At 73.6% G+C, this 20,140-nt stretch carries 14 protein-coding genes; 9 read left to right on the forward strand and 5 right to left on the reverse strand.

Annotated features, from left to right (window positions below):
• The first annotated feature begins 12 nt into the window (after positions 1-12).
• The 3 genes from FBZ33_RS22640 to FBZ33_RS22655 all read left to right on the forward strand — a co-directional run bounded on the left by FBZ33_RS22640 (position 13) and on the right by FBZ33_RS22655 (position 6,976).
• On the forward strand, positions 13-573 hold the full coding sequence (locus FBZ33_RS22640) for a helix-turn-helix domain-containing protein (protein WP_141910587.1): 561 nt from the start codon (positions 13-15) through the stop codon (positions 571-573).
• Positions 574-959: 386 nt separating this feature from the next.
• Positions 960-5,933, forward strand: a complete 4,974-nt coding sequence (locus FBZ33_RS33495; protein WP_255509016.1) for a WG repeat-containing protein — start codon at positions 960-962, stop codon at positions 5,931-5,933.
• Positions 5,934-5,977: 44 nt separating this feature from the next.
• The gene (locus FBZ33_RS22655; RefSeq protein WP_141910588.1) at positions 5,978-6,976 is read left to right on the forward strand and encodes an aldo/keto reductase family protein; all 999 of its coding nucleotides are present in this window, start codon (positions 5,978-5,980) and stop codon (positions 6,974-6,976) included.
• Positions 6,977-7,089: 113 nt separating this feature from the next.
• On the opposite strand, the gene FBZ33_RS22660 is transcribed toward FBZ33_RS22655, so the two are convergent.
• On the reverse strand, positions 7,090-7,890 hold the full coding sequence (locus FBZ33_RS22660) for a site-2 protease family protein (RefSeq protein ID WP_088949469.1): 801 nt from the start codon (positions 7,888-7,890) through the stop codon (positions 7,090-7,092).
• Positions 7,890-8,090 carry a hypothetical protein gene (locus tag FBZ33_RS22665; protein WP_088949470.1) on the reverse strand — a complete coding sequence of 67 codons (201 nt, stop codon included), beginning with the start codon at positions 8,088-8,090 and terminating at the stop codon, positions 7,890-7,892. The genes FBZ33_RS22660 and FBZ33_RS22665 overlap by 1 nt, the downstream gene beginning before the upstream one ends.
• Positions 8,091-8,301: 211 nt before the next feature.
• On the opposite strand from FBZ33_RS22665, the gene FBZ33_RS22670 reads away from it, so the two are divergent.
• From FBZ33_RS22670 to FBZ33_RS22680, 3 genes are all read left to right on the forward strand, one after another.
• A complete protein-coding gene (locus FBZ33_RS22670) occupies positions 8,302-10,236 on the forward strand; it encodes a bifunctional adenosylcobinamide kinase/adenosylcobinamide-phosphate guanylyltransferase (RefSeq protein ID WP_141910589.1) in 1,935 nt (644 codons plus the stop codon).
• Entirely contained in the window at positions 10,226-10,999 is a 774-nt protein-coding gene (locus tag FBZ33_RS22675) for an adenosylcobinamide-GDP ribazoletransferase (protein WP_141910590.1), read from the forward strand. The genes FBZ33_RS22670 and FBZ33_RS22675 overlap by 11 nt, the downstream gene beginning before the upstream one ends.
• Positions 11,000-11,066: 67 nt before the next feature.
• Positions 11,067-12,362 (forward strand): DUF2314 domain-containing protein, encoded by a 1,296-nt coding sequence (locus FBZ33_RS22680; protein ID WP_141910591.1) that lies wholly within the window; start codon positions 11,067-11,069, stop codon positions 12,360-12,362.
• Between the two features lie 30 nt (positions 12,363-12,392).
• Here the strand turns inward: FBZ33_RS22680 and gcvT are convergent, their stop codons facing one another.
• On the reverse strand, positions 12,393-13,523 hold the full coding sequence (gcvT, locus tag FBZ33_RS22685) for a glycine cleavage system aminomethyltransferase GcvT (RefSeq protein ID WP_141910592.1): 1,131 nt from the start codon (positions 13,521-13,523) through the stop codon (positions 12,393-12,395).
• Between the two features lie 162 nt (positions 13,524-13,685).
• Here gcvT and FBZ33_RS22690 point away from each other — a divergent pair, with 162 nt between their 5' ends.
• The gene (locus FBZ33_RS22690; RefSeq protein WP_141910593.1) at positions 13,686-15,260 is read left to right on the forward strand and encodes a leucyl aminopeptidase; all 1,575 of its coding nucleotides are present in this window, start codon (positions 13,686-13,688) and stop codon (positions 15,258-15,260) included.
• Positions 15,261-15,309: 49 nt separating this feature from the next.
• On the opposite strand, the gene FBZ33_RS22695 is transcribed toward FBZ33_RS22690, so the two are convergent.
• A complete protein-coding gene (locus FBZ33_RS22695) occupies positions 15,310-15,639 on the reverse strand; it encodes a hypothetical protein (RefSeq protein ID WP_088949477.1) in 330 nt (109 codons plus the stop codon).
• 178 nt (positions 15,640-15,817) lie between these two features.
• Here FBZ33_RS22695 and lpdA point away from each other — a divergent pair, with 178 nt between their 5' ends.
• The gene (gene lpdA, locus FBZ33_RS22700; RefSeq protein ID WP_088949478.1) at positions 15,818-17,209 is read left to right on the forward strand and encodes a dihydrolipoyl dehydrogenase; all 1,392 of its coding nucleotides are present in this window, start codon (positions 15,818-15,820) and stop codon (positions 17,207-17,209) included.
• Between the two features lie 67 nt (positions 17,210-17,276).
• A complete protein-coding gene (gene sucB / locus FBZ33_RS22705; RefSeq protein WP_141910594.1) occupies positions 17,277-19,121 on the forward strand; it encodes a 2-oxoglutarate dehydrogenase, E2 component, dihydrolipoamide succinyltransferase in 1,845 nt (614 codons plus the stop codon).
• A gap of 62 nt (positions 19,122-19,183) precedes the next feature.
• Here sucB and FBZ33_RS22710 read toward each other — a convergent pair whose 3' ends face one another.
• Entirely contained in the window at positions 19,184-20,119 is a 936-nt protein-coding gene (locus FBZ33_RS22710) for an SDR family NAD(P)-dependent oxidoreductase (protein ID WP_141910595.1), read from the reverse strand.
• Positions 20,120-20,140 lie beyond the last annotated feature (21 nt).

Consider the following 20,140-nt stretch of genomic DNA (forward strand, 5'->3'; position numbering starts at 1 on the left):
TGGAGCGACCGTATGCCTCCGGAACCCGCGGCCCCGCTGGCCACCATCGCCGCCGCCCTCCGCCGGGAGCGCGAACGCGTCGGCATCTCGCTCACCGAGCTGGCCCGGCGGGCGGGGGTCGCCGAGTCCACGCTCTCCCAACTGGAATCGGGCACCGGCAACCCGAGCGTGGAGACGCTCTGGGCTCTGGGCGTCGCACTCGGCGTCCCGTTCAGCCGGCTGGTGGAGCCGACCAACGACGGCGTACGGGTGGTCCGGGCAGGGGACGGTCCTCGGGTCCGCTCCGAGCGGGCCGACTTCACCGGCACGCTGCTCAGCGCGGGCGAGGCACACCTGCGCAGGGACGTCTACCTGATCGAGCTGGAGCCGGGCGCGATCCGCGCCGCGGACGGGCACACTCCCCACAGTGTCGAGCACGTGGTGCTCGCCGCCGGCCGCCTGCGGGTGGGCCCCGAGACGGCTCCGGTCGAACTCGACCCCGGCGACTACGCCACCTTCCCCGGTGATGCGCCGCACCGCTACGAGGCGCTCACGCCCGGCACGTTCGCCGTCCTCATCATGGAGCACCCCTGACCGAAGCCGGTGATCCCGCCCGATACGGGCGGTCGGCCAGTGCGATAAGGTCGGAGACCAGATTCTGTTATAGGACCAAATGTCCGAAACCATTGGGATAACGTTTGCGCCCGTGGGCGGCGCCACAGTGGCGGTGAGCGAGCCCACGCCGTTACCCTCCATCGGCAGCCACGGGCTGCCGGAGCGGGCGATCTGACCGGCACGCGAGGCACCAGCGCGACAATTTGCAACGAGGTGACAAACGCCGTGAGCGAGCGGACGCGAGCTGGCCACCGGGGCGTGGCAGGCGGCGACCGGACGCCCGGAGGTCACCCCGCTGCGGCTGCGGACAGCTCGCCTCTGTCGAGGATCGGCCGAGTGGCCGGGTGTGGCGACGGGCTCGGCGGATGAACGGCCGTTACGACGACCGGTGGCCAGACCCGAACGAGCCGTCCTGGGTGGTCGAACCGACCACCGAGTGGCACCCCCAGTTCCCCGGCCAGCGCTACCCCGGCGACATCGGCGCCATCCACCAGCCGTCACCGCGTGGCCGCGCCACTGTGAGCGGCCGGGCCGAGGTGCCGCCGCTGGCACCGACCCGCCCGGACGGCACCTACCTCGGCCGTTCCTGGGCCGACGAACCGCCGGCGGAACAGGCAGCCCCCAACCGCTCCTCGGTGGACGAGGGGCCGGACGAGACACCGACCTACGGCCGGGCCCGCAGCGAGGTCGACGCGTCCGCCTACGGGCGGTCCGACAGCGCCGACTCCCGTCACTACGACCACGAGCCGTACCGCAGGCCCCTGCCCGAGCCACCTCGGCGCGACGAGCGCCGCACCTCCGAGTCGGATCGCCGTACCGCCTGGTCCGACCGACGCCCCGCCGACGAGCGGGGGCCGGCGCGGGAGGCCGCCTGGCACCGCGACCAGCCCGCCTCCGAGCGGTACGACGGCCGCCGCCCGCAGCACGACCCCAGCGAGCGGGATCGGGGGTACCCGGGCGGAACCCCGGTCTCCCCCGCGCCCCGGTCCGACTCCGGCTGGATGCCCGAGCCGGACGACTCACCGCGTCGACGCGGCACGCAGGAGCGACCGGCCGCCGGTTACGAACGGCACCCCGGCGACGGGTACGGCGAACGACCCACCCGTGACCACAACGGCCGCACTGCCGACGACCGCCTCCCCGACGCAGCCGACCCCTGGGCGTCCGCGGACGCCCACCAGCGGTACCGCTCGGATGGATACCCGGACCGGACGGCCGACGACGTTCGACGCCCGGAGCGGCGCTACCGCGCGGACGAGGGCGTCGAGGCGGCACAGGCGCCCAACGGTGGACGACGGCGACGACCCGACCCGGAGATGCCCGAGCAGCCCCGCCGCGACGACGACCGGCGTCGGCCCGACACCGAGCCGCAACGGCAGCAGCCTCGTGAGGCGGCAGCCCGCGCCGAGTCGTACCCCGATCGGCGCCCCCGCGAGGAGGCCCGACCGGACGCCTACCGCGAGGACGGGTATCGAGAGCACGGGCCGCGCGAGCACGCGCCCCGCGAGGACGGGTACCGCGAGCATGCGCCGCGCGAGCATGCGCCACGCGAGGACGGGCACCGCGAGCACGCGCCACGCGAGCACGGGCCACGCGAGCACGCGCCACGCGAGGACGGGTACCGCCAGCCTCGGCCGCAGCCCAGCCAACCGCCGGACGGCAGCCTGCCCTGGCCACCGCCGGGTCCGCTGCGTCCGGACCGCACCCGCGAGCAGAGCCACCGCACCGAGCCGCGCCGCGCCGCGGAGCCGCATCATGCCCCCGACCCACACCGCGCCCCCGACCCACACCGCAGCCCCGACCCGTATCGCGGCGCCGACCCGGGCGTCCCGTCGCGGCCGGCCGCTCGGCCGGAGCGGCCGCCGGTCCCGCCGTCGCGCCAGGACGAGCGCCCGGAGGCCACCCCCTCCCGGTACGACCAGCGCCCCGCACGTCCCGCCGCGACGGCTCCACCGGTCACGTCGGGTCGCACCACGCCGGTCTCCCCGGAACGACCGGTGTCGCCAGCGCCCGTCTCTCCGGCTGCGCCCGGTCGGGATCGCCCGGTGTCGCCAGCGCCCGTCTCCCCCGCCGCGCCCGGTCGGGACCGCCCGGTGTCGGCAGCCCCGGTCTCCCCCGCCGCCGACCTGCCCGTCTCGGGTCCACCTGCCGCACGCCTACGGCTGGAGTACCTGCCCGCGCCGGTGGACCCATCCGTCTCCGACGAGCGGTCGGACGCCCCGCTGTCACCTGAGCGCCGAACGGCGGCCGACCCGACGCCGGCTGCCGGGCCGCACCCCGCCCCGCCGCCGCGTTACCCCGGTCCGGACGTCGGAGACCGCCCGGTGGACCAACGGCGCGGCGAGGACCTGGACCGTCGACGGGTCGACGACCCGGTGGACACCGGCGCGCCGACCGACCACCGGCCGGTCCCGCCGGAGCGCCCCCACTCGCCGGCCCAGACGGGCTCACCGGAACGCCCGCACTCGCCGGCCCAGACGGGCTCGCGGGAGCACCCGCACTCGCCGCAGTGGCCTTCCTCGTCCGAGCGGCAGGCCCCCACGGCGGACGCCCGCCCGTCGGTCGCGCCGCCGCCCGCCTGGCAGGTGCAGGCACCGCCGGCCACCCGGCCGGCCCCGACACCACCCACCCCTGCCACCCCGATCCCCGCCACGCCGAGCCCAGCCACCCCGCCCCCTGCGGCCCCGGCGCCCTCCGTGGAGGACGTCGACCTGGCGCTCCCGCTGGCCCCCGGCACACCGCGCCGCTACGTGCCCCCGCCGCCCTCGGAAGAGCCGGTGGCGCCCGTTCGACAGTCCGACGAGGTCTCGGCCGCCCGTGGGCCGGACGCGTGGTTCAGCCCCGCTCAGCAGGCCGAGCCCGAGCACAGCGAGGCGCCACCGTCGTCCGCCTCGGTCGACGAGGAGTCGGACGACAACCTCGACCTCTCGGCGTCGGCCACGACAGACCGGGACCCGTCGACACCCACATCCCTCGCTCACGACGCTCCGTCCCGCGAGCCCGCAGTCGGGTCGACCTCGGCCGACCTCCCGGAGCCGATCTCAGCGCCACCCGCGGACCCGACCACCGGTGCCACCCACACCTGGGCGGACGACCCAGACGACACACCGTCGGCCGCCGAGCCGGGTTCGCTGGAGGGCGACCGGCCGGTCTCCGGCACCCCTGCCACGACGCTGCCGCACCACCAGCACGAGGACGTCGCCACTCGTCCCACCGAGGACACCGCCCCGATAGAGCACGACCCGACGGACGAGGCCACGACACACGACCATTCGGGGTACGCGCCGGACGGTCCAAGCAGCACAGGACCGACGGACGTGTCGCCGCCCGACGACTGGTCGTTCCCCGTTGTGCCGCCGTCCCGACCCGAGACAGCTGACGACGGCGTGCACGAACCCGTCTCGGCACCGCCGGTTTCGGCCCCACCGGTCTCCGCACCGCCCGCAGCCCCGGTCTCCGCGCCACCGGCCTTCGCGCCACCTGTGTCCGGGCCACCTGTGTCCGCACCGCCGGTCGCCACGACACCCGTATCCGCACCACCCGCACCCTCGACCTTCGCGCCACCTGTGTCCGCGCCACCGGTCGCCTCAGCACCCGTATCCGCACCCCCCGCGCCGGTCTCCGCACCGCCCGCACGCCCCGTCTCCGCGCCCCCGGTCTCGGCACCGCCCGCGTCACCGTTCGTTGCGGCGCCCACGTCCGCGCCGCCCGCGCCGGCAGAACCGACCTTCCTGGCACCGGTGTCCGCACCTCCCGCGCCGATGCCACCGCCCGACGCGGCACCCGTCTCCGAAGGGCCGACCTCCCCCGCCCCCATGCCGGCAGCGCCCGTCTCCGCACCACCCGCTTCGACAATGCCGACGCCCGCGCCACCCGCCTTCGCACCACCCGTCTCCGCGCCCCCCGTCTCCGCGCCACCCATGCCGATGTCCGCGCCACCCGCCTCGGCCGTCCCCGGCCCGAGGAACGGCTTCAGCGGGGACAGCGGGCCGGTGTCCGCACCATCCGCGGACACCGCGCCGGCGGTGGCCCGCCCGTCGCTGGCCGACCCGGGCGACCCGGAGCAGGTCCTGGCCGCGTACCGCTGGCGGTTGGACCCGGTGACGCTGCGCGAGGAGCTGACCGAACCGGACGACCTGCGGGCCATTCGGCGGCGACTGACCGAGAAGCTGGGCTCGGCGAACGACAACCGCACCCGGGCCCGGTTGCTGAGCCTCCGGGCGGTGGCCTCGCGGATCCTTGGCGACCTGGACGACGCGCTGGCCGATGGTCGGCTCGCCCTCACCTATGCCGAGGCCACCGGCGAGCTGCGCCGGACCGCGCTGGCCCAAGCCCGGTTGGCGCACGTCCTGCGGTGGCGCGGCAACTTCGCCGAGGCCGACCAGCTCTTCGCCCAGGCCAACTCGGTCGAGCTTCCCGACCGGTTGCGGGCCGCGCTGCACGAGCACGCCGGGCGGTCGTGCTACGACCAGGGACGGCTCATGGAGGCCTGCGAGCACTTCGAGCAGGCGCTCAACCTGCGCGGCGCCGGCGACGCCGAACTGCTGCACCGGGTCCGGGTGGCCCTCGACGCGGTCAGCGTCCGGGCCACGGCGGACGGCTTCGGGCCGTACCCCCGGAGTCGGGACGAGGTGCTCGACCGTGACCGACCCCCGGTGCCGGACCGCGACGGGCCGCTGTGGGGTTACACCGGCCAGGACGGCGAAATGGTCATCCCCGCCCGGTACGCCGAGGCGCAGCCGTTCCACGACGGGTTGGCCTGGGTCCGCCGGCCGGACACCGACCGGTGGTCGTTGATCAACCTGCTCGGTACGACGGTGATCCCGCCGTCCTACCGGGCGGCGCACCCGTTCAGCGACGGCCTGGCCTGGGTGGTCGGTGAGGGCGGATGGACGGCGATCGACGCGACCGGCAGCGTGCAGGTGCCGCCCAACTTCGCCGAGGTACGACCGTTCCGCCGCGGGTTGGCTGCGGTACGCCGCGAGGGGTGGGGGGCGGTCGACCGGACCGGCCGGATCGTCGTGCCGACCCGCTACCACGGGTTCGTCACCGAGTTGGCCGACGGCCAGCAGGTCGACGGTTTCACCGACGAGGGCCTCGCCGTGGTCGACGTGGCGGGCCGGCGCGGTGTGGTGGACCGCACCAACGCGGTGCTGGTCCCCCCGACGCACCCGATGCTGGTCATCCACCCGGTGGCGTTCCTGTTCGGCAACGACGCCGGGCGGTGGGGTGCGCTGGACCGGCGCGGCCTGCCACTGATCGACCCGGTGCACCGCGATCGCGACGAGGTGCTGGAGGAGATCGACCGGCTACTGACCGACGCCAATCCGGTGCTCTGAGTGGCCGGTCGGCGGTCGTGATCCACCGGAGTTAGGGTCGGTACATGGAATTCCGACACCTGGGCCGTTCCGGCCTGATGGTCAGCGAGATCTCGTACGGCAACTGGATCACCCACGGTTCACAGGTCGAGGAGGACGCGGCCTTCGCCTGCGTCCAGGCCGCACTCGACGCGGGAATCACCACCTTCGACACGGCCGACGTGTACGCCGGCACCCGGGCCGAGGACGTGCTCGGTCGGGCGTTGCAGAACGAGCGCCGCGAAGGGCTGGAGATCTTCACCAAGGTCTACTGGCCGACCGGGCCGGGCCGTAACGACCGTGGCCTCTCCCGCAAGCACATCATGGAGTCGATCAACGGCTCGCTGCGGCGGCTGCGGACCGACTACGTGGATCTCTACCAGGCCCACCGGTACGACAGCAGCACGCCGCTGGAAGAGACGATGGAGGCGTTCGCCGACGTCGTGCACTCCGGCAAGGCGCACTACATCGGCGTCTCCGAGTGGAGCGCCGCACAGCTGCGCGCCGCGCACCCGCTCGCCCGGGAGCTGCACATCCCGCTGGTCTCCAACCAGCCGCAGTATTCGATGCTCTGGCGGGTCATCGAGGCCGAGGTCGTGCCGGCCAGCGAGGAGCTGGGCATCGGGCAGATCGTCTGGTCGCCGATGGCGCAGGGCGTGCTCTCCGGCAAGTACCTGCCGGGGCAGCCGCCGCCGGCCGGTTCCCGCGCGACCGACGAGAAGTCCGGCGCGGGCTTCATCTCCCGGTTCATGAACGACGACGTGCTGACCCGGGTGCAGCAGCTCAAGCCGATCGCCGAGCAGGCCGGGCTGAGCATGGCCCAGCTCGCGGTGGCGTGGGTCCTGCAGAACCCGAACGTCTCGTCGGCGATCATCGGCGCGTCGCGTCCGGAGCAGGTGCACGACAACGTGAAGGCGGCCGGGGTCAAGCTCGACTCCGCGCTGCTCAAGGCGATCGACGAGATCGTCGAGCCGGTCACCGAGCGGGACCCGTCGAAGACCGAGTCCCCCGCGCAGCGTCCCTGACGCCGCTCCGGGTCGGCCGACGCGAGAGGTTCGCGCCGGCCGGCCCGGTCAGCTCAGCCCGTTGCCAGGCCTGGTCAGCACAGCCCTGCGGTCAGCTCAGCCCTGCGGTCAGCTCAGCCCTGCCAGAAGCGGATCAGGTCCAGGCCGGTGGCGTAGAGCCAGGACGGTAGGCCCAGGGCGTCGCCGACCGCGAAGACCCCGTCGAAGAACCAGCCGCCGATGCGCGGGTTCCACAGCAGCGCGAAGAGCAGGATGAAGCCGTACGGCGCGAACAGGTCGTACATCTTGCGCCACTGCGGGTTGAGCCACGGCTGGATCATGTTGCCGCCGTCCAGACCCGGCACCGGCAGCAGGTTGAGCACGCTCGCGGTGATCTGCAGGAAGGCGAGCAGCGCCACCCCGGCCCAGAATTCCACCGGGCCACCCGCCGACTGGGTGCCGATCCGCACCGCCGCCACCAGCACCAGCGCGAACAACACGTTGGTCGCCGGGCCGGCGAGGCTGACCAGGGTGTGCCGCAGTCGACCCGGGATGGCGTGCCGGTCCACCCAGACCGCGCCGCCGGGCAGGCCGATGCCTCCGAGCAGCACCACCACCACCGGCAACACGATCGACAGCAGCGGGTGCGTGTATTTCAGCGGGTTGAGCGTCAGATAGCCCCGGTGGGCGATGTCCCGGTCGCCGGCGCGGTAGGCGACCACCGCGTGGGCGTACTCGTGCAGGCAGAGCGATACCAGCCAGCCGGACACCACGAAGAGGAACACGTTGAACCGGGCGTTGCCGTACCCGTTCCAGGCCAGCACCCCGCCGGCCACGAAGAGAGCGACCAGGCCGAGGAAGACCGGGCTGGGCCGGAAGGCCGCCTTGGGCACGCCGAGGACCAGCCCGTCGGCACCCGGCCGGTCGTAGGCCATCACTCGGCCGTGGGCAGCAGGCTCATCCGGTAGTCCACCCGGTCGTCCTCCATCAGTGCGACCGAGGTGACGCCGGACGCCGCGAGCTCCCGCCAGGTCTGACCGATCCAGGATTCGGCGTCGGCCTGGCTGCCGAACGATTCCGCCGGCCCCTCGACCGTCTGACCGTCCGTGCCCTCGTACCGCCAGCTCCACGCCATGCCGCGTCTCCCCTCGCCGCTGAAGTCCCCGTGGGACGAACCCCCGCCAGCGTAGTCGGCCTGGCGCGCAACGGCCCCTCGCTAGCCCCGCCGGGACCCGCAGGTGGATCAATCCGGTTGGCGGCCTGGCCCGCAGCACCGACGGCGGGTCCTTCGACTACCACGCCGGGCCGGCAGGCACCGCCGCGCCCGGCGGCCTTAAGGTACGGGCATGTCCGTAGACGGGTGGAACACGGTCCTGGTGCTCGGCGGTACCCGGTCTGGCAAGTCCGAGTTCGCCGAGTCCCTGGTCACCGACGCGCCGGTGGTCCGCTACGTCGCCACCGCGCCCGAGGGCGACCCGGAAGACACCGAGTGGGCCACCCGGCTGGCGGCGCACCGCGCCCGGCGGCCGGGCAGCTGGACCACCGAGGAGACCACCGAGGACCCGCGCCGGTTGGCCGACGTGCTCGAGTCCGCCGAGCCGAACGAGACGCTGCTCGTCGACGACCTGGGCGGCTGGGTGACGGTGCTGCTCGACCCGGACCACCAGCCCGCCGACGACGTCGCAACGATCGCCGAGCTGGCCGAGGCGCTGCGCGGCTGCGCGGCGCGGGTGGTGCTGGTGAGCCCCGAGGTGGGGCTGTCGTTGGTGCCGACCACCCCGCTGGGCCGGGCGTTCACCGACGCGTTGGGCGCGGCCAACCGTGCGGTCGCCGACGCCTGCGACGCGGTGGCGCTGGTCGTCGCCGGTCAGCCGGTCTGGCTGAAGCCGGCCGCCACCACGATCGCCCAGTCGGCCCCTGCCGCCGCGCCGTCGGCTTCGGCCCGCGTGACCGGGCCGGTCGTCGCGAGCCTGGCCGACGCCGAGCCCACCCCCGAGGTGCAGCTGCCGGATGTGTTGACGCACGCGCCGCCGGCCGCCCCGAACCAGGAACCCGGCAACCCCTGGGCCGCGCCGACCATGGCACTGCCGATGGTGGCCACCGGGCTGGTCATCCAGCCCGGCATGGAGCTGCCGATGCCCGACGAGTACGCGGGCCCGCAGGCGGTGGACAGGCTGGCCACGCTGGACGTACCGGGTGCCGGGCTGGGCGTGCTGGACCGGGTGGTCGGCTTCGCCGCCGGCACCCAGGGCACCTCGACCCCCCGCGCCTGGAGCTCGGTGCGGGTGTTGCTGCTGCACGGCGACCACGCTGGCGGCGGGTCGGCCGGCACCATCGCCGGTGAGTCGGCGCGACGAGCCGCGCAGGCCCGCGCGGGCAAGGGCGCGTTGGCGCGGCTGGCGGCCGAGAGTGGCGCCAGCCTCCAGGTGGTGGACGCCCCGGCCTCCGCCCCGATGGAAGACCAACCGGCGCTCTCACCCGATCAGGTGGAGTCCGCGCTGCGCTACGGCTGGCGGCTGGCCGAACAGGCGGCCGACGCCGGCGTACAGCTGCTGGTCCTGGGGGCGTGCGGAGCCGGCACCGAGGCGGCGGCCGCGGCGGTGCTCGCGGCGACGGCCGGCGCGGAGCCACCCGCCGTGCTGGGCCGGGTGATCACCGACTCCGGTGAGATCGACGACGCGGCGTGGATGATCCGCTGCGCGGCGGTACGCGACGCCCTGCACCGCACCCGCCGCTCGTCGCGCGGCGCCAAGGACATCCTGGCCGAACTGGGCGGCGGCGACGTCGCGGTCGCCACCGGTGTGCTGCTCGGCGCCACCGCACGCCGGGTGCCGGTGCTGCTCGACGGGCCGGTCGGGGTGGCCGCCGGCATGGTCAGCCGGGACCTGGCCGGGCAGGCCCGGCACTGGTGCCTGCTCGCTGACCACGGTGGGCACCCGGCGGTGCGGCTCGCCGCGGACGTGCTCGGCCTCACCCCGCTGCTCGACCTGCGGATGGATCTCGGTGAGGGCGCGAACGCGCTGGTCGCGCTACCGCTGCTGCGCTCGGTGCTGGCGCTGTCGGCCGCGCTGCCGGTCCACCCGTCGCTCGGCGGCGACGACGAAACGGACCCGGCCGCCGACGAGCCGCAGCCCAGCTACCCCGCCGTGAACGACCCGTACGTGAACGACAGCGACCCGGACCTCGCCGAGCCCGACTTCGCCGAGCCGGAACCGGCCGGGCCGGGCCCGGCCAGCACCGGGGCGGACGAGCAGCCGGCGTCGGGCTGGCGTGCCGGCTGAGTCGCGGTTCCTCGCGGGCACCCGGCTCGCGCTCACCACGTTCACCACGCTGCCGGTGCGCGCCGGACGGATCGACCGCCCGGTGGCCGGCACCGCGATGGCGTTCGCCCCGGCGGTCGGCGCGCTGCTCGGCGCCCTGCTGGCCGGAGTGCTGCTGCTGACCGGCGCTGTCGCTCCCCCACTGGTGGCCGCCGGTGTGACGGTCGGTGCCGCCGCGCTGCTCACCCGCGGGCTGCACCTGGACGGGCTCGCCGACACCGTGGACGCGCTCGGCTCGTACCGGCGGGGCGCGGCCGCGCTGGAGATCATGAAGAAGCCGGACGTCGGCCCGTTCGGGGTGGTCGCCCTGGTGGTCGTACTCCTGGTGCAGGCGGCGGCGCTGGCCGACCTGGCGGGGCGGTCCTGGCCGGCGTGTCTCGCGGCGGTGGTCACGGCGACCGCCGCCGGGCGGCTCGGCGTCACGGTGGCCTGCCGGCGGGGAGTGCCGGCGGCCCGGCCGGACGGGCTCGGCGCGCTCGTGGCCGGCACCGTCGGCCCGCTGGCCCTGACCGCCGGCGCGGTCGCCGTCGCGCTGCTGGCGGTCGGCGCGGTGCCGGGCCGCCCGTGGCAGGGGCCGCTGGCCGTGGCGGTCGCATTCGCCGTCGCGTTACTGCTGCTGAACCACGTGGTACGCCGGCTCGGCGGGATAACCGGGGACGTTCTCGGCGCGACAGTCGAGGTGGTCACCACGCTGGTCTACCTGGGTCTGGTGCTGTCCGGCTGAACCGGGCGCGGCGGGCCGGGTAGCGTTCGGCTCGACAGCACCGGCACGGCCACCGGGGGAACCAGAAATGCTCATCACGGACGACTTCCTGCCCGTACCGGTGCCGGAGTCGCTCAGCGCGACCTACCTGGTGCCGATGGCGGGGCTGCCGAAGGTCAGCGCGAAGACCGCTGTGGCGGCGCTGACCGGCCGGCTGGCCGAGCCGGTCCACGGGCTGGCCAGGCAGATGCTGGACAGCCCGCTGATGAGCGTCGACACCCGGCCGATCAGCGAGTTCCCCGAGCTGCCACCGGACCTGCTCACCGCGTTCGGCGCCACCGAGGAGCAGCTGGCCCGGCTGGCCGCGGCGACCCACCTGGTGGTCGTACAGGCGGAATACCGGCCGGGTTGGCCGCCCGCGCACGAGTGGGCGGCCCGGGCAGTCGCGGCCGCCGTGGCGGAGTCCGTCGACGGCGACGTGGTGGACGTGTTCGGCCTGCAGTTCCTCGACCCGGCGACCGCGTTGCGCTCACTCCCCGACGAGCACGGCCGCATCCGGCTGGTCGACTGGGTCCTGGTGCCGTACTCGTCGGACACCGAGGGGCTCTGGTTCACCACCAAGGGGCTGCGCCGCTTCGGGCTGCTGGAGTTGCAGACCCAGGGGGTGCCCGACCACCTCACCCGCGCCTGGGGTGCGGTGATGACCGGGGCGGCACGCCGGCTGCTGCGGGACTGGACCGACGGGCTCACCGGCGAGGAGGTGCCGGCGTTCGTGCAGCTCCCGGTGCTCGCCACCGTCACCGGCCACGACATCGCGGTCGCGTACGGCAACCCGGAGCAGCACGGCGCGACCGCCCCGGTGCTGCTGCGCCTGGAGCTGGACCCGGCGACCGACCCGGAGGCCGACTCGTTCCTCAGCCTGCGCCCACCGGCCGGACACCCGGGTCCGGACGGGCGCTACTACGCCGCCGCCTGCGCGACCCTGTTCTCCGGGATCCAGCCGGACGTGCGCTACGCCCGCTCGGGTGACGCGATGAGCCGGGCTGTCGCCACCGCGCGGGCCGCGCTGGGTGACGCGCGCGCCCGTTTCGTCGCCGGCCACCTTCCCGCCGAGTCGCAGCTCGTGGTCAAGTACGGCCTGCCCGGCGACGACGGCCCGGAGTACGTCTGGGCGGGCGTCACCTCGTGGGAGGCCCCGGAGCGGATCGTCGGCGTGAGCGCCAGCGACGCCAACACCGACCCTTCGGTCCGCATCGGCGCACCGGTCGTGGTGGAGGCGACCGACGTGGTCGACTGGGCGGTCCTGGACGCCACCGGCGTCATCGAAGGCGGCTGGACCCAGGCCGTCCTGGATTCCGGCGAACCCCCAACCCCCACGCGCTGACCCGTCGCACTGATCAACGGCGTGAAGTGGTTACTTCACTGAGGGGGTTACGAAGGGGGGTTTCGTCAGCTTCAGGGGGGCTCGGCGGCCTCTGATGTCGATCTCCACCTCGTCGCCCTCGGCCAGGTTGGCGTCGGTGTTCAACAGGGCCAGCGCAATGCCCTGCTTGCGAGTCGGCGAGAAGGTGCCGCTGGTCACCTCGCCGACCTGGTTGTCTCCCACGTGCAGGGTCATCCCGGGCCGCGGGATCGCGCGGTCGACGGCCACCAGGCCGCGCAGCGTACGCCGGGGGCCGGCGGCCTTCTCGGCGAGCAGCGCGTCGCGGCCCCAGAAGGCCGGCTTGTCCCAACCGACCGCCCAGCCGGAACGGGCCTGCACCGGGCTGATGTCCAGGGACAGGTCCTGCCCGTGCAGCGGATAGCCCATCTCGGTACGCAGCGTGTCCCGGGCGGCCAGGCCGCAGGCCCGCAGCTCGAACGCTGCACCCGCGGCGAAGAGCGCGTCCCAGACGGCCACGGCGTGCTCCGCCGGCACCACCAGTTCGTAGCCCAGCTCGCCGGTGTAGCCGGTACGGCAGACGGTCAACTCCATCCCGGCCAGACTCGCGGCGGAGAAGCTCATGTAGCCGTGCTCGACGGGCAGGTCGAGGGCGGCCAGCAGCTCGGCCGAGCGGGGGCCCTGGACGGCCAGCACGGCGTACGCCTCGTGCTCGTCGGTGACGGTGACCTGCGCGGGCGCGGCGGCGCGCAACCGGCGCACGACCTCGGCGGTGTTCGCGGCGTTCGGGATGAGGAAGACGTGGTCGTCGGCGTACAGGTAGGCGATGATGTCGTCCACCACACCACCGGTGGCGTCGTCGCAGCAGAGCGTGTACTGCGCTCGGCCGGGGCCGATCCGGCCCAGGTCGTTGCTGAGGCAGGCGTTGACGAAGTCGGCCGCGCCGGGGCCGCTCACCCGGGCCTTGCCCAGGTGCGACACGTCGAAGACCCCCACCGCGGTCCGCACCGCTGTGTGCTCCTTGAGCACACCGCCGCCGGCGTACTCCAGCGGCATCTCCCAACCCCCGAAGGGGGCGAACTTGGCGCCGGCGGCGGTGTGCCGCTCGTGCAGCGGGGAACGGCGCAGCCGGGTCGCGGCGGCGTCGGAGGTCACGTCGGTCATGGGTGGCAACTTACCGGGGGCAACGTGGCTGGTTAGCATCGGCGGGAGCCCGCTGGCGCTGTCGGCGGGACAGCCATGACGTCCGGCGGGTAGGTTCCGCCGGAGACCTTCACCGCCGGTACGCGACGCCGCGACCGGCCCGGCCCGCCCGGAGTAGCTTCAGTGACATCACCCCGCACCACCAACCTGAGCCTGGTCGACACCGACCCGGCCGAGCTCGCCGTCGACGCGATCGTGATCGGCGTGCACAGCCAGACCGGAGAGCAGGACGCCACCAGCGGCCTCGCCGGCACCCTGCTGCTCGCCAGCGGCGCGGAGAGCATCGCCGTCGCCTTCGACGGCAAGCTGACCGAGACCCTCGCGCTGCTCGGTGCGACAGGTGGGCCGGGTGAGGTCGTCAAGCTGGCCACGCTGGGCACCGTGACCGCGCCGCTGGTCGTCGCGGTCGGGCTCGGCCCGGAGCCGTCGGGTGCCGCCCCGGCTCCGGAGACGCTGCGCCGGGCCGCCGGTACGGCGATCCGGGCCCTGGCCGGCGCTCCGAAGGTCGCCCTGGCCCTGCCGCTGCCGGACGACGCGGACGCGTCGGCGGAGCTGCGCGCGGTCGCCGAGGGTGCGCTGCTCGGCGGGTACCGGTTCGCCGGCTACAAGACCCGCCCGCAGCCGACCCGGCGGGAGCCGGTCGCCGAGGTGCTCATCGCGGTGCCGGACGCCGGTGACGCGGGCGCCCAGGCGGAGGTCACCCGGGCGCTGGCGGTGGCGGGCGCGGTCCGGACCAGCCGGGACTGGGTGAACACCGCGCCGAACGAGCTGCGTCCGCCGTCGTTCGCCGACGCGGTCGCCGACGCCGCCCGTGCCGCGGGCCTCGGTGTCGAGGTGCTGGACGAGGCGGCGCTGGCCGCCGGCGGGTACGGCGGCATCGTCGCGGTCGGGCAGGGCTCGGAGGCCCCGCCGCGGCTGGTGAAGCTCACCTACACCCCGCAGAGCGGTGGCAACGGCAAGCGGGTCGCGTTGGTCGGCAAGGGGATCACCTTCGACACCGGCGGCATCTCGATCAAGCCGGCGCAGGGCATGTGGGAGATGAAGTCCGACATGGCGGGCGCCGCCGCGGTCGGCGCGGCCATGCTGGCGATCGCCGCGCTGAAGCCGGCGGTGGCGGTCAGCGCGTACCTGCCGATGGCGGAGAACATGCCGTCGGGCACCAGCTACCGGCCGGGCGACGTGATCACCATGTTCAACGGTAAGCGGGTCGAGGTGCTCAACACCGACGCCGAGGGCCGGATGGTCCTGGGTGACGCCATGGCCCGCGCCTGCGCGGACGGCACCGACTACCTGTTCGAGACCTCCACCCTGACCGGCGGCCAGGTGATCGCGCTGGGCAAGCGGATGGCAGGCGTGATGGGCACCCCGGAGCTGTGCGACCGGGTCCAGGCGGTCGGCGACGCGGTCGGCGAGCCGGCGTGGCCGATGCCGCTGCCCGACGACGTGCGCAAGGGCATGGAGTCCGACGTGGCAGACATCTCGCAGGTCAACGCCGGCATGGACCGGGCCGGTCACATGCTGCAGGGCGGGGTGTTCCTGCGCGAGTTCGTGACCGACGACGTGGCCTGGGCGCACATCGACATCGCCGGGCCGGGCTACCACTCGGGCGAGCCGACCGGCTACTGGACCAAGGGCGGCACCGGCGTCCCGGTCCGCACCCTGGTGCGGCTTGTCGAGGACGTCGCCGCCAACGGCTGACGGATTTCCGGAAGGGCCACCTGCGTTGGCAGGTGGCCCTTCCGCACGTTCAGTACTGCTCGGGGCGACGTTTGCGGCGCTCGTTGAAGTCGCGCATCCGCTGCGGGTAGCCCATCAGCCGGACGTCGTACACGGGGATGCCCATCCGGTACGCGAAGCGCCGGGCGCCGTCCGGGCCGTCGATGCGCCGGCGGGTCCACTCCCCGTCGTCGGCGATCAGGATGACGGTGGTCTCCGTCACCGTCGTGCGGGGTTCGATGTACGCCTCGACGCCGCGCCGACTGCGGATGAAGTTCTCCAAATGGTCCAGATCGCCGCGACTGGCAGCGCGGTCATGGCTCGGCACAGCCGTCTGTTTGCGGCGCCGGAACAAGCCCACCGGATCTCTCCCCCATGTTGCGTCATCGACGACGGTGCCAAGGGTACGTGTCGATGACGTGTCGTTGGGCACCTCGGTACGCACCCTGTGCCCAGTGGTGACAAGATGACCGAGGTGGGGTGTGTCCGTGTTACACCTCTGTGACCCCCGATGCAGCGACGCGACCTGGGAGTTGGACGTGAGCGAGCCGAACGAAGCGACCTTCGACATTGTCATTCTCGGAGGTGGCAGCGGCGGCTACGCGACCGCGCTGCGCGCCGTCCAGCTGGGCCTGAAGGTCGCGCTGGTCGAGAAGGGCAAACTCGGCGGCACCTGCCTGCACAACGGTTGCATCCCGACGAAGGCCCTGCTGCACGCCGCCGAGATCGCCGACCAGGCCCGCGAGTCGGAGCAGTTCGGCGTCAAGGCCGAGCTGATCGGCATCGACATGGCCGGGGTCAACTCGTACAAGGACGGCGTGATCGCCCGCCTGTACAAGGGCCTGCAGGGCATGTTGAAGGGCAACAAGGGCATCACGATCGTCGAGGGCCACGGCAAGCTGGTCGGCAAGAACGTGGTCGAGGTGGACGGCAAGCGTTACACCGGCCGCAACATCGTCCTGGCCTCCGGCTCGTACGCGAAGAGCCTGCCCGGCCTGGAGGTCGACGGCGAGCGGATCATCACCAGCGACCACGCCCTCACGATGGACCGGGTGCCGTCGTCGGTGATCGTGCTCGGTGGCGGCGTGATCGGCGTCGAGTTCGCCAGCGTGTGGAAGTCCTTCGGTGTGGACGTGACGATCGTCGAGGCGCTGCCCCGGCTGGTCGCCGCCGAGGACGAGGAGTCGTCCAAGGCGCTGGAGCGGGCGTTCCGTAAGCGGAAGATCAACTTCAAGGTCGGCAAGCCGTTCGAGAAGGTCGAGAAGACCGAGAGCGGCGTCAAGCTGACGATCTCCGGCGGCGAGACCGTCGAGGCGGAGTTGCTGCTGGTCGCCGTGGGTCGCGGCCCGAACACCGCCAACCTCGGGTACGAGGAGCAGGGCGTCAAGATGGACCGCGGCTACGTGCTGACCGACGAGCGGCTGCGCACCAGCGTGCCGAACGTCTACGCGGTCGGCGACATCGTGCCCGGACTCCAGCTCGCGCACCGCGGCTTCCAGCAGGGCATCTTCGTCGCCGAGGAGATCGCCGGGCAGACCCCGGCCGTGATCGACGAGGTCGGCATCCCGCGCGTCACCTACTGCGACCCGGAGCTGGCGTCGGTGGGCCTCACCGAGGCCAAGGCCAAGGAGCAGTACGGCGCCGACAAGGTCAAGACGTACAACTACAACCTGGGTGGCAACGGCAAGAGCCAGATCCTCAAGACCACCGGCTTCGTGAAGCTGGTCCGGGTCGAGGACGGCCCGGTGGTCGGCGTGCACATGATCGGCGCCCGGGTGGGTGAGCTGATCGGTGAGGCGCAGCTCATCTACAACTGGGAGGCCTACCCGGCGGAGGTCGCCCAGCTCGTGCACGCCCACCCGACCCAGAACGAGGCCCTGGGCGAGGCGCACCTGGCCCTCGCCGGCAAGCCGCTGCACGCGCACGCCTGATCATCCACAACCGCGGCGTCCGGCGACGGGCGAAGATCCCACCAGGGGAATGAAGGAGTCTCAGAAAATGCCGGTATCGGTCACCATGCCCCGGCTCGGCGAGAGCGTCACCGAGGGCACCGTCACTCGCTGGCTCAAGCAGGAGGGCGACACGGTCGAGGTCGACGAGCCCCTGCTCGAGGTCTCGACCGACAAGGTCGACACCGAGATCCCGTCGCCCGCTGCCGGCGTGCTGAGCCGGATCGTGGTCGGTGAGGACGAGACCGCCGAGGTGGGCAGCGAGCTGGCTGTCATCTCCGGTGAGGGCGAGTCGACGGGCGGTGGCGAGGCCGCCCCGCAGGAGCAGGCCCCGGCCGAGGAGGTCGAGCCGGCCGCCGAGCCGACGGCCGCCGCCGAGGGCACCGCCGACGAGGTGGCCCAGGACGAGGCGCCGACCGAGGCCCCGGCCGAGGCGCCGGCTCCGGCCGCCGCTTCCTCGGGCGAGGGCACCGCGGTGAAGATGCCGGCCCTGGGTGAGAGCGTCACCGAGGGCACTGTCACCCGCTGGCTGAAGCAGGTCGGCGAGACCATCGAGGTCGACGAGCCGCTGCTGGAGGTCTCCACCGACAAGGTGGACACCGAGATCCCGTCGCCGGTCGCCGGCACCGTGCTGGAGATCAAGGTCGCCGAGGACGAGACCGCCGACGTCGGCGCCGACCTGGCGATCATCGGCGTTGCCGGTGCGGCCCCCGCCGAGGCCAAGCCCGAGCCGAAGGCGGAGGCCAAGCCGGCGCCCAAGGCCGAGCCGGCGCCGGAGCCGAAGGTCGAGGAGCCGACCCCCGGCATGTCGTACAACGAGCCGGCCGCGGAGACCGAGAGCTCGGCGCAGCCGGCGAAGACCGAGCAGGCCTCGCAGCCTGCCGCGCCGGCCTCGACGCCGCCGCGTCCGTCCGCCCCGGTGCAGGGTGGCGGCGAGGAGGCCGCCGGGTACGTGACCCCGCTGGTGCGCAAGCTGGCCGGTGAGCACGGCGTCGACCTGTCCTCGCTCAACGGCACCGGTGTGGGTGGCCGGATCCGCAAGCAGGACGTGCTGGAGGCCGCCGAGAAGGCGAAGGCCGCCAAGGCCGCTCCCGCTGCCGCACCCGCGCAGGCCACCGCTCCGTCGGCGGCTGCGGCCAAGCCGGCCGCGAAGCCGCAGCCGAGCGGCAAGCGGGGCACCACCGAGAAGCTCCCCCGGATCCGCAAGGCCATCGCCAAGCGGCTGCACGAGTCGTTGCACGAGATGGCGCAGCTGACCACTGTGGTCGAGGTGGACGTCACCCGGATCGCCAAGCTGCGGGCGCAGGCGAAGGACTCCTTCGTGCAGCGGCACGGCGTGAAGCTGTCCTTCCTGCCGTTCTTCGCGCTCGCCGCCATCGAGGCGCTCCAGACGCACCCGATCGTCCAGGCCAGCATGGACCTGGAAGGTGGCACGATCACCTACCCGGCGGCCGAGCACCTGGGCATCGCCGTGGACACCGAGCGTGGTCTGCTGACGCCGGTCATCCACAACGCCGGCGACCTCAACCTCGGCGGCATCGCCAAGCGGGTCGCCGACCTGGCCGAGCGGACCCGGACCAACAAGATCAGCCCGGACGAGCTGGCCGGTGCGACCTTCACCCTGACCAACACGGGCAGCCGGGGCGCGCTCTTCGACACCCCGATCGTGCCGTCGCCGCAGTCGGCGATGCTCGGCACGGGTGCCGTGGTCAAGCGGCCGGTCGTGGTCAACGACCCGGAGCTGGGCGAGGTCGTCGCGGTCCGGTCGATGGTCTACCTGGCCATGTCCTACGACCACCGCCTGATCGACGGCGCCGACGCCGCTCGCTTCCTGACCACGGTCAAGGAGCGGCTGGAGGCCGGCAACTTCGAGTCGGAGCTGGGCCTGGCCTGATCTGCCCGCAACGCCGAGAGGGCGCCCCGGTCGTCGACCGGGGCGCCCTCTCGTGTGCGTCCTCAGGCCTTGAGCAGCGCGGTCGACACCTTCCAGAGCCGCTCGGCGGCCTCCGGGTCCAGCGCGTACGCGGCGACTCCCGTCCGCCCGCCGGGCTGGGCGGGGGCGGCCTCCTGGCAGTCCTCGAAGTAGCGCCCGCCCACACCGTCGAGCAGTGGCGACGTGGCGACCAGCACCGAGGTGGCGGCGCCCTGTTCGACGGTCTTCCAGGCCGCCGCGTTGCCCGCGCGCAGCCGGTCCAGTTCCTCCTCGCTGACGTAGCGCTGGAGGTTGGTCCGGATCGCGCCGGGCATCAGCGAGTTGGCCGTGATGCCGTCGTCGGCCCAGAGCCGGGACGCCTCGACGGCGAACAGCACGTTGGCCGTCTTGGACTGCCCGTACGCCTGCCACGGCTCGTACTCCCGCTGGTCGTACTGGATGTCCTCGAAGACCACCGGTGAGCGCAGGTGGGCGGCGGAGCTGACCGAGACGATCCTGGCCCCGTCGCCGGACGCGAGTGCCGGGCGCAGCCCGGTGGCGAGCGCGAAGTGGCCCAGGTGGTTCGTGGCGAACTGCATCTCCCAGCCCTGCGGGGTGCGGGACAGGGGCGCGGCCATGATGCCGGCGTTGTTGACCAGGATGTGCAGCGGTCCGTCCCAGTTGGCGACGAAGTCGGCGATCGAACCCTGGTCGGCGAGGTCGAGCGGGGCGACCAGGACGCGGTCGTTGCCGGTGGTGCCGGTGATGTCGTCGGCGGCCTTGTGGCCGGCGTCGGGGTTGCGGACGGCCAGGGTGACCTCCGCGCCGGCGCTGGCCAGGGCGCGGGCGGTTTCCACGCCGATGCCGGACGACCCGCCGGTGACGATCGCCCGCCGACGGACGAGGTCCACACCCCGGATCACGTCCATGGCCGTGGAGGTATGGGCGAACGAGGTGGTGATCGGGTTGTTCGTCGTCATTGATCCATCCTTGTCCAGGGT

This window comes from Micromonospora sp. A202, from assembly GCF_006715105.1.
GTDB classification, from domain to species: Bacteria; Actinomycetota; Actinomycetes; order Mycobacteriales; family Micromonosporaceae; genus Micromonospora; species Micromonospora zamorensis.

Bases quoted from the DNA above. Each gene is read 5' to 3' on its own strand.
- FBZ33_RS22640 (WP_141910587.1), top strand. From the start codon at position 13: ATGCCTCCGGAACCCGCGGCCCCGCTGGCCACCATCGCCGCCGCCCTC.
- FBZ33_RS33495 (WP_255509016.1), top strand. From the start codon at position 960: ATGAACGGCCGTTACGACGACCGGTGGCCAGACCCGAACGAGCCGTCC.
- FBZ33_RS22655 (WP_141910588.1), top strand. From the start codon at position 5,978: ATGGAATTCCGACACCTGGGCCGTTCCGGCCTGATGGTCAGCGAGATC.
- FBZ33_RS22660 (WP_088949469.1), bottom strand. From the start codon at position 7,890: ATGGCCTACGACCGGCCGGGTGCCGACGGGCTGGTCCTCGGCGTGCCC.
- FBZ33_RS22665 (WP_088949470.1), bottom strand. From the start codon at position 8,090: ATGGCGTGGAGCTGGCGGTACGAGGGCACGGACGGTCAGACGGTCGAG.
- FBZ33_RS22670 (WP_141910589.1), top strand. From the start codon at position 8,302: ATGTCCGTAGACGGGTGGAACACGGTCCTGGTGCTCGGCGGTACCCGG.
- FBZ33_RS22680 (WP_141910591.1), top strand. From the start codon at position 11,067: ATGCTCATCACGGACGACTTCCTGCCCGTACCGGTGCCGGAGTCGCTC.
- gcvT (WP_141910592.1), bottom strand. From the start codon at position 13,523: ATGACCGACGTGACCTCCGACGCCGCCGCGACCCGGCTGCGCCGTTCC.
- sucB (WP_141910594.1), top strand. From the start codon at position 17,277: ATGCCGGTATCGGTCACCATGCCCCGGCTCGGCGAGAGCGTCACCGAG.
- FBZ33_RS22710 (WP_141910595.1), bottom strand. From the start codon at position 20,119: ATGACGACGAACAACCCGATCACCACCTCGTTCGCCCATACCTCCACG.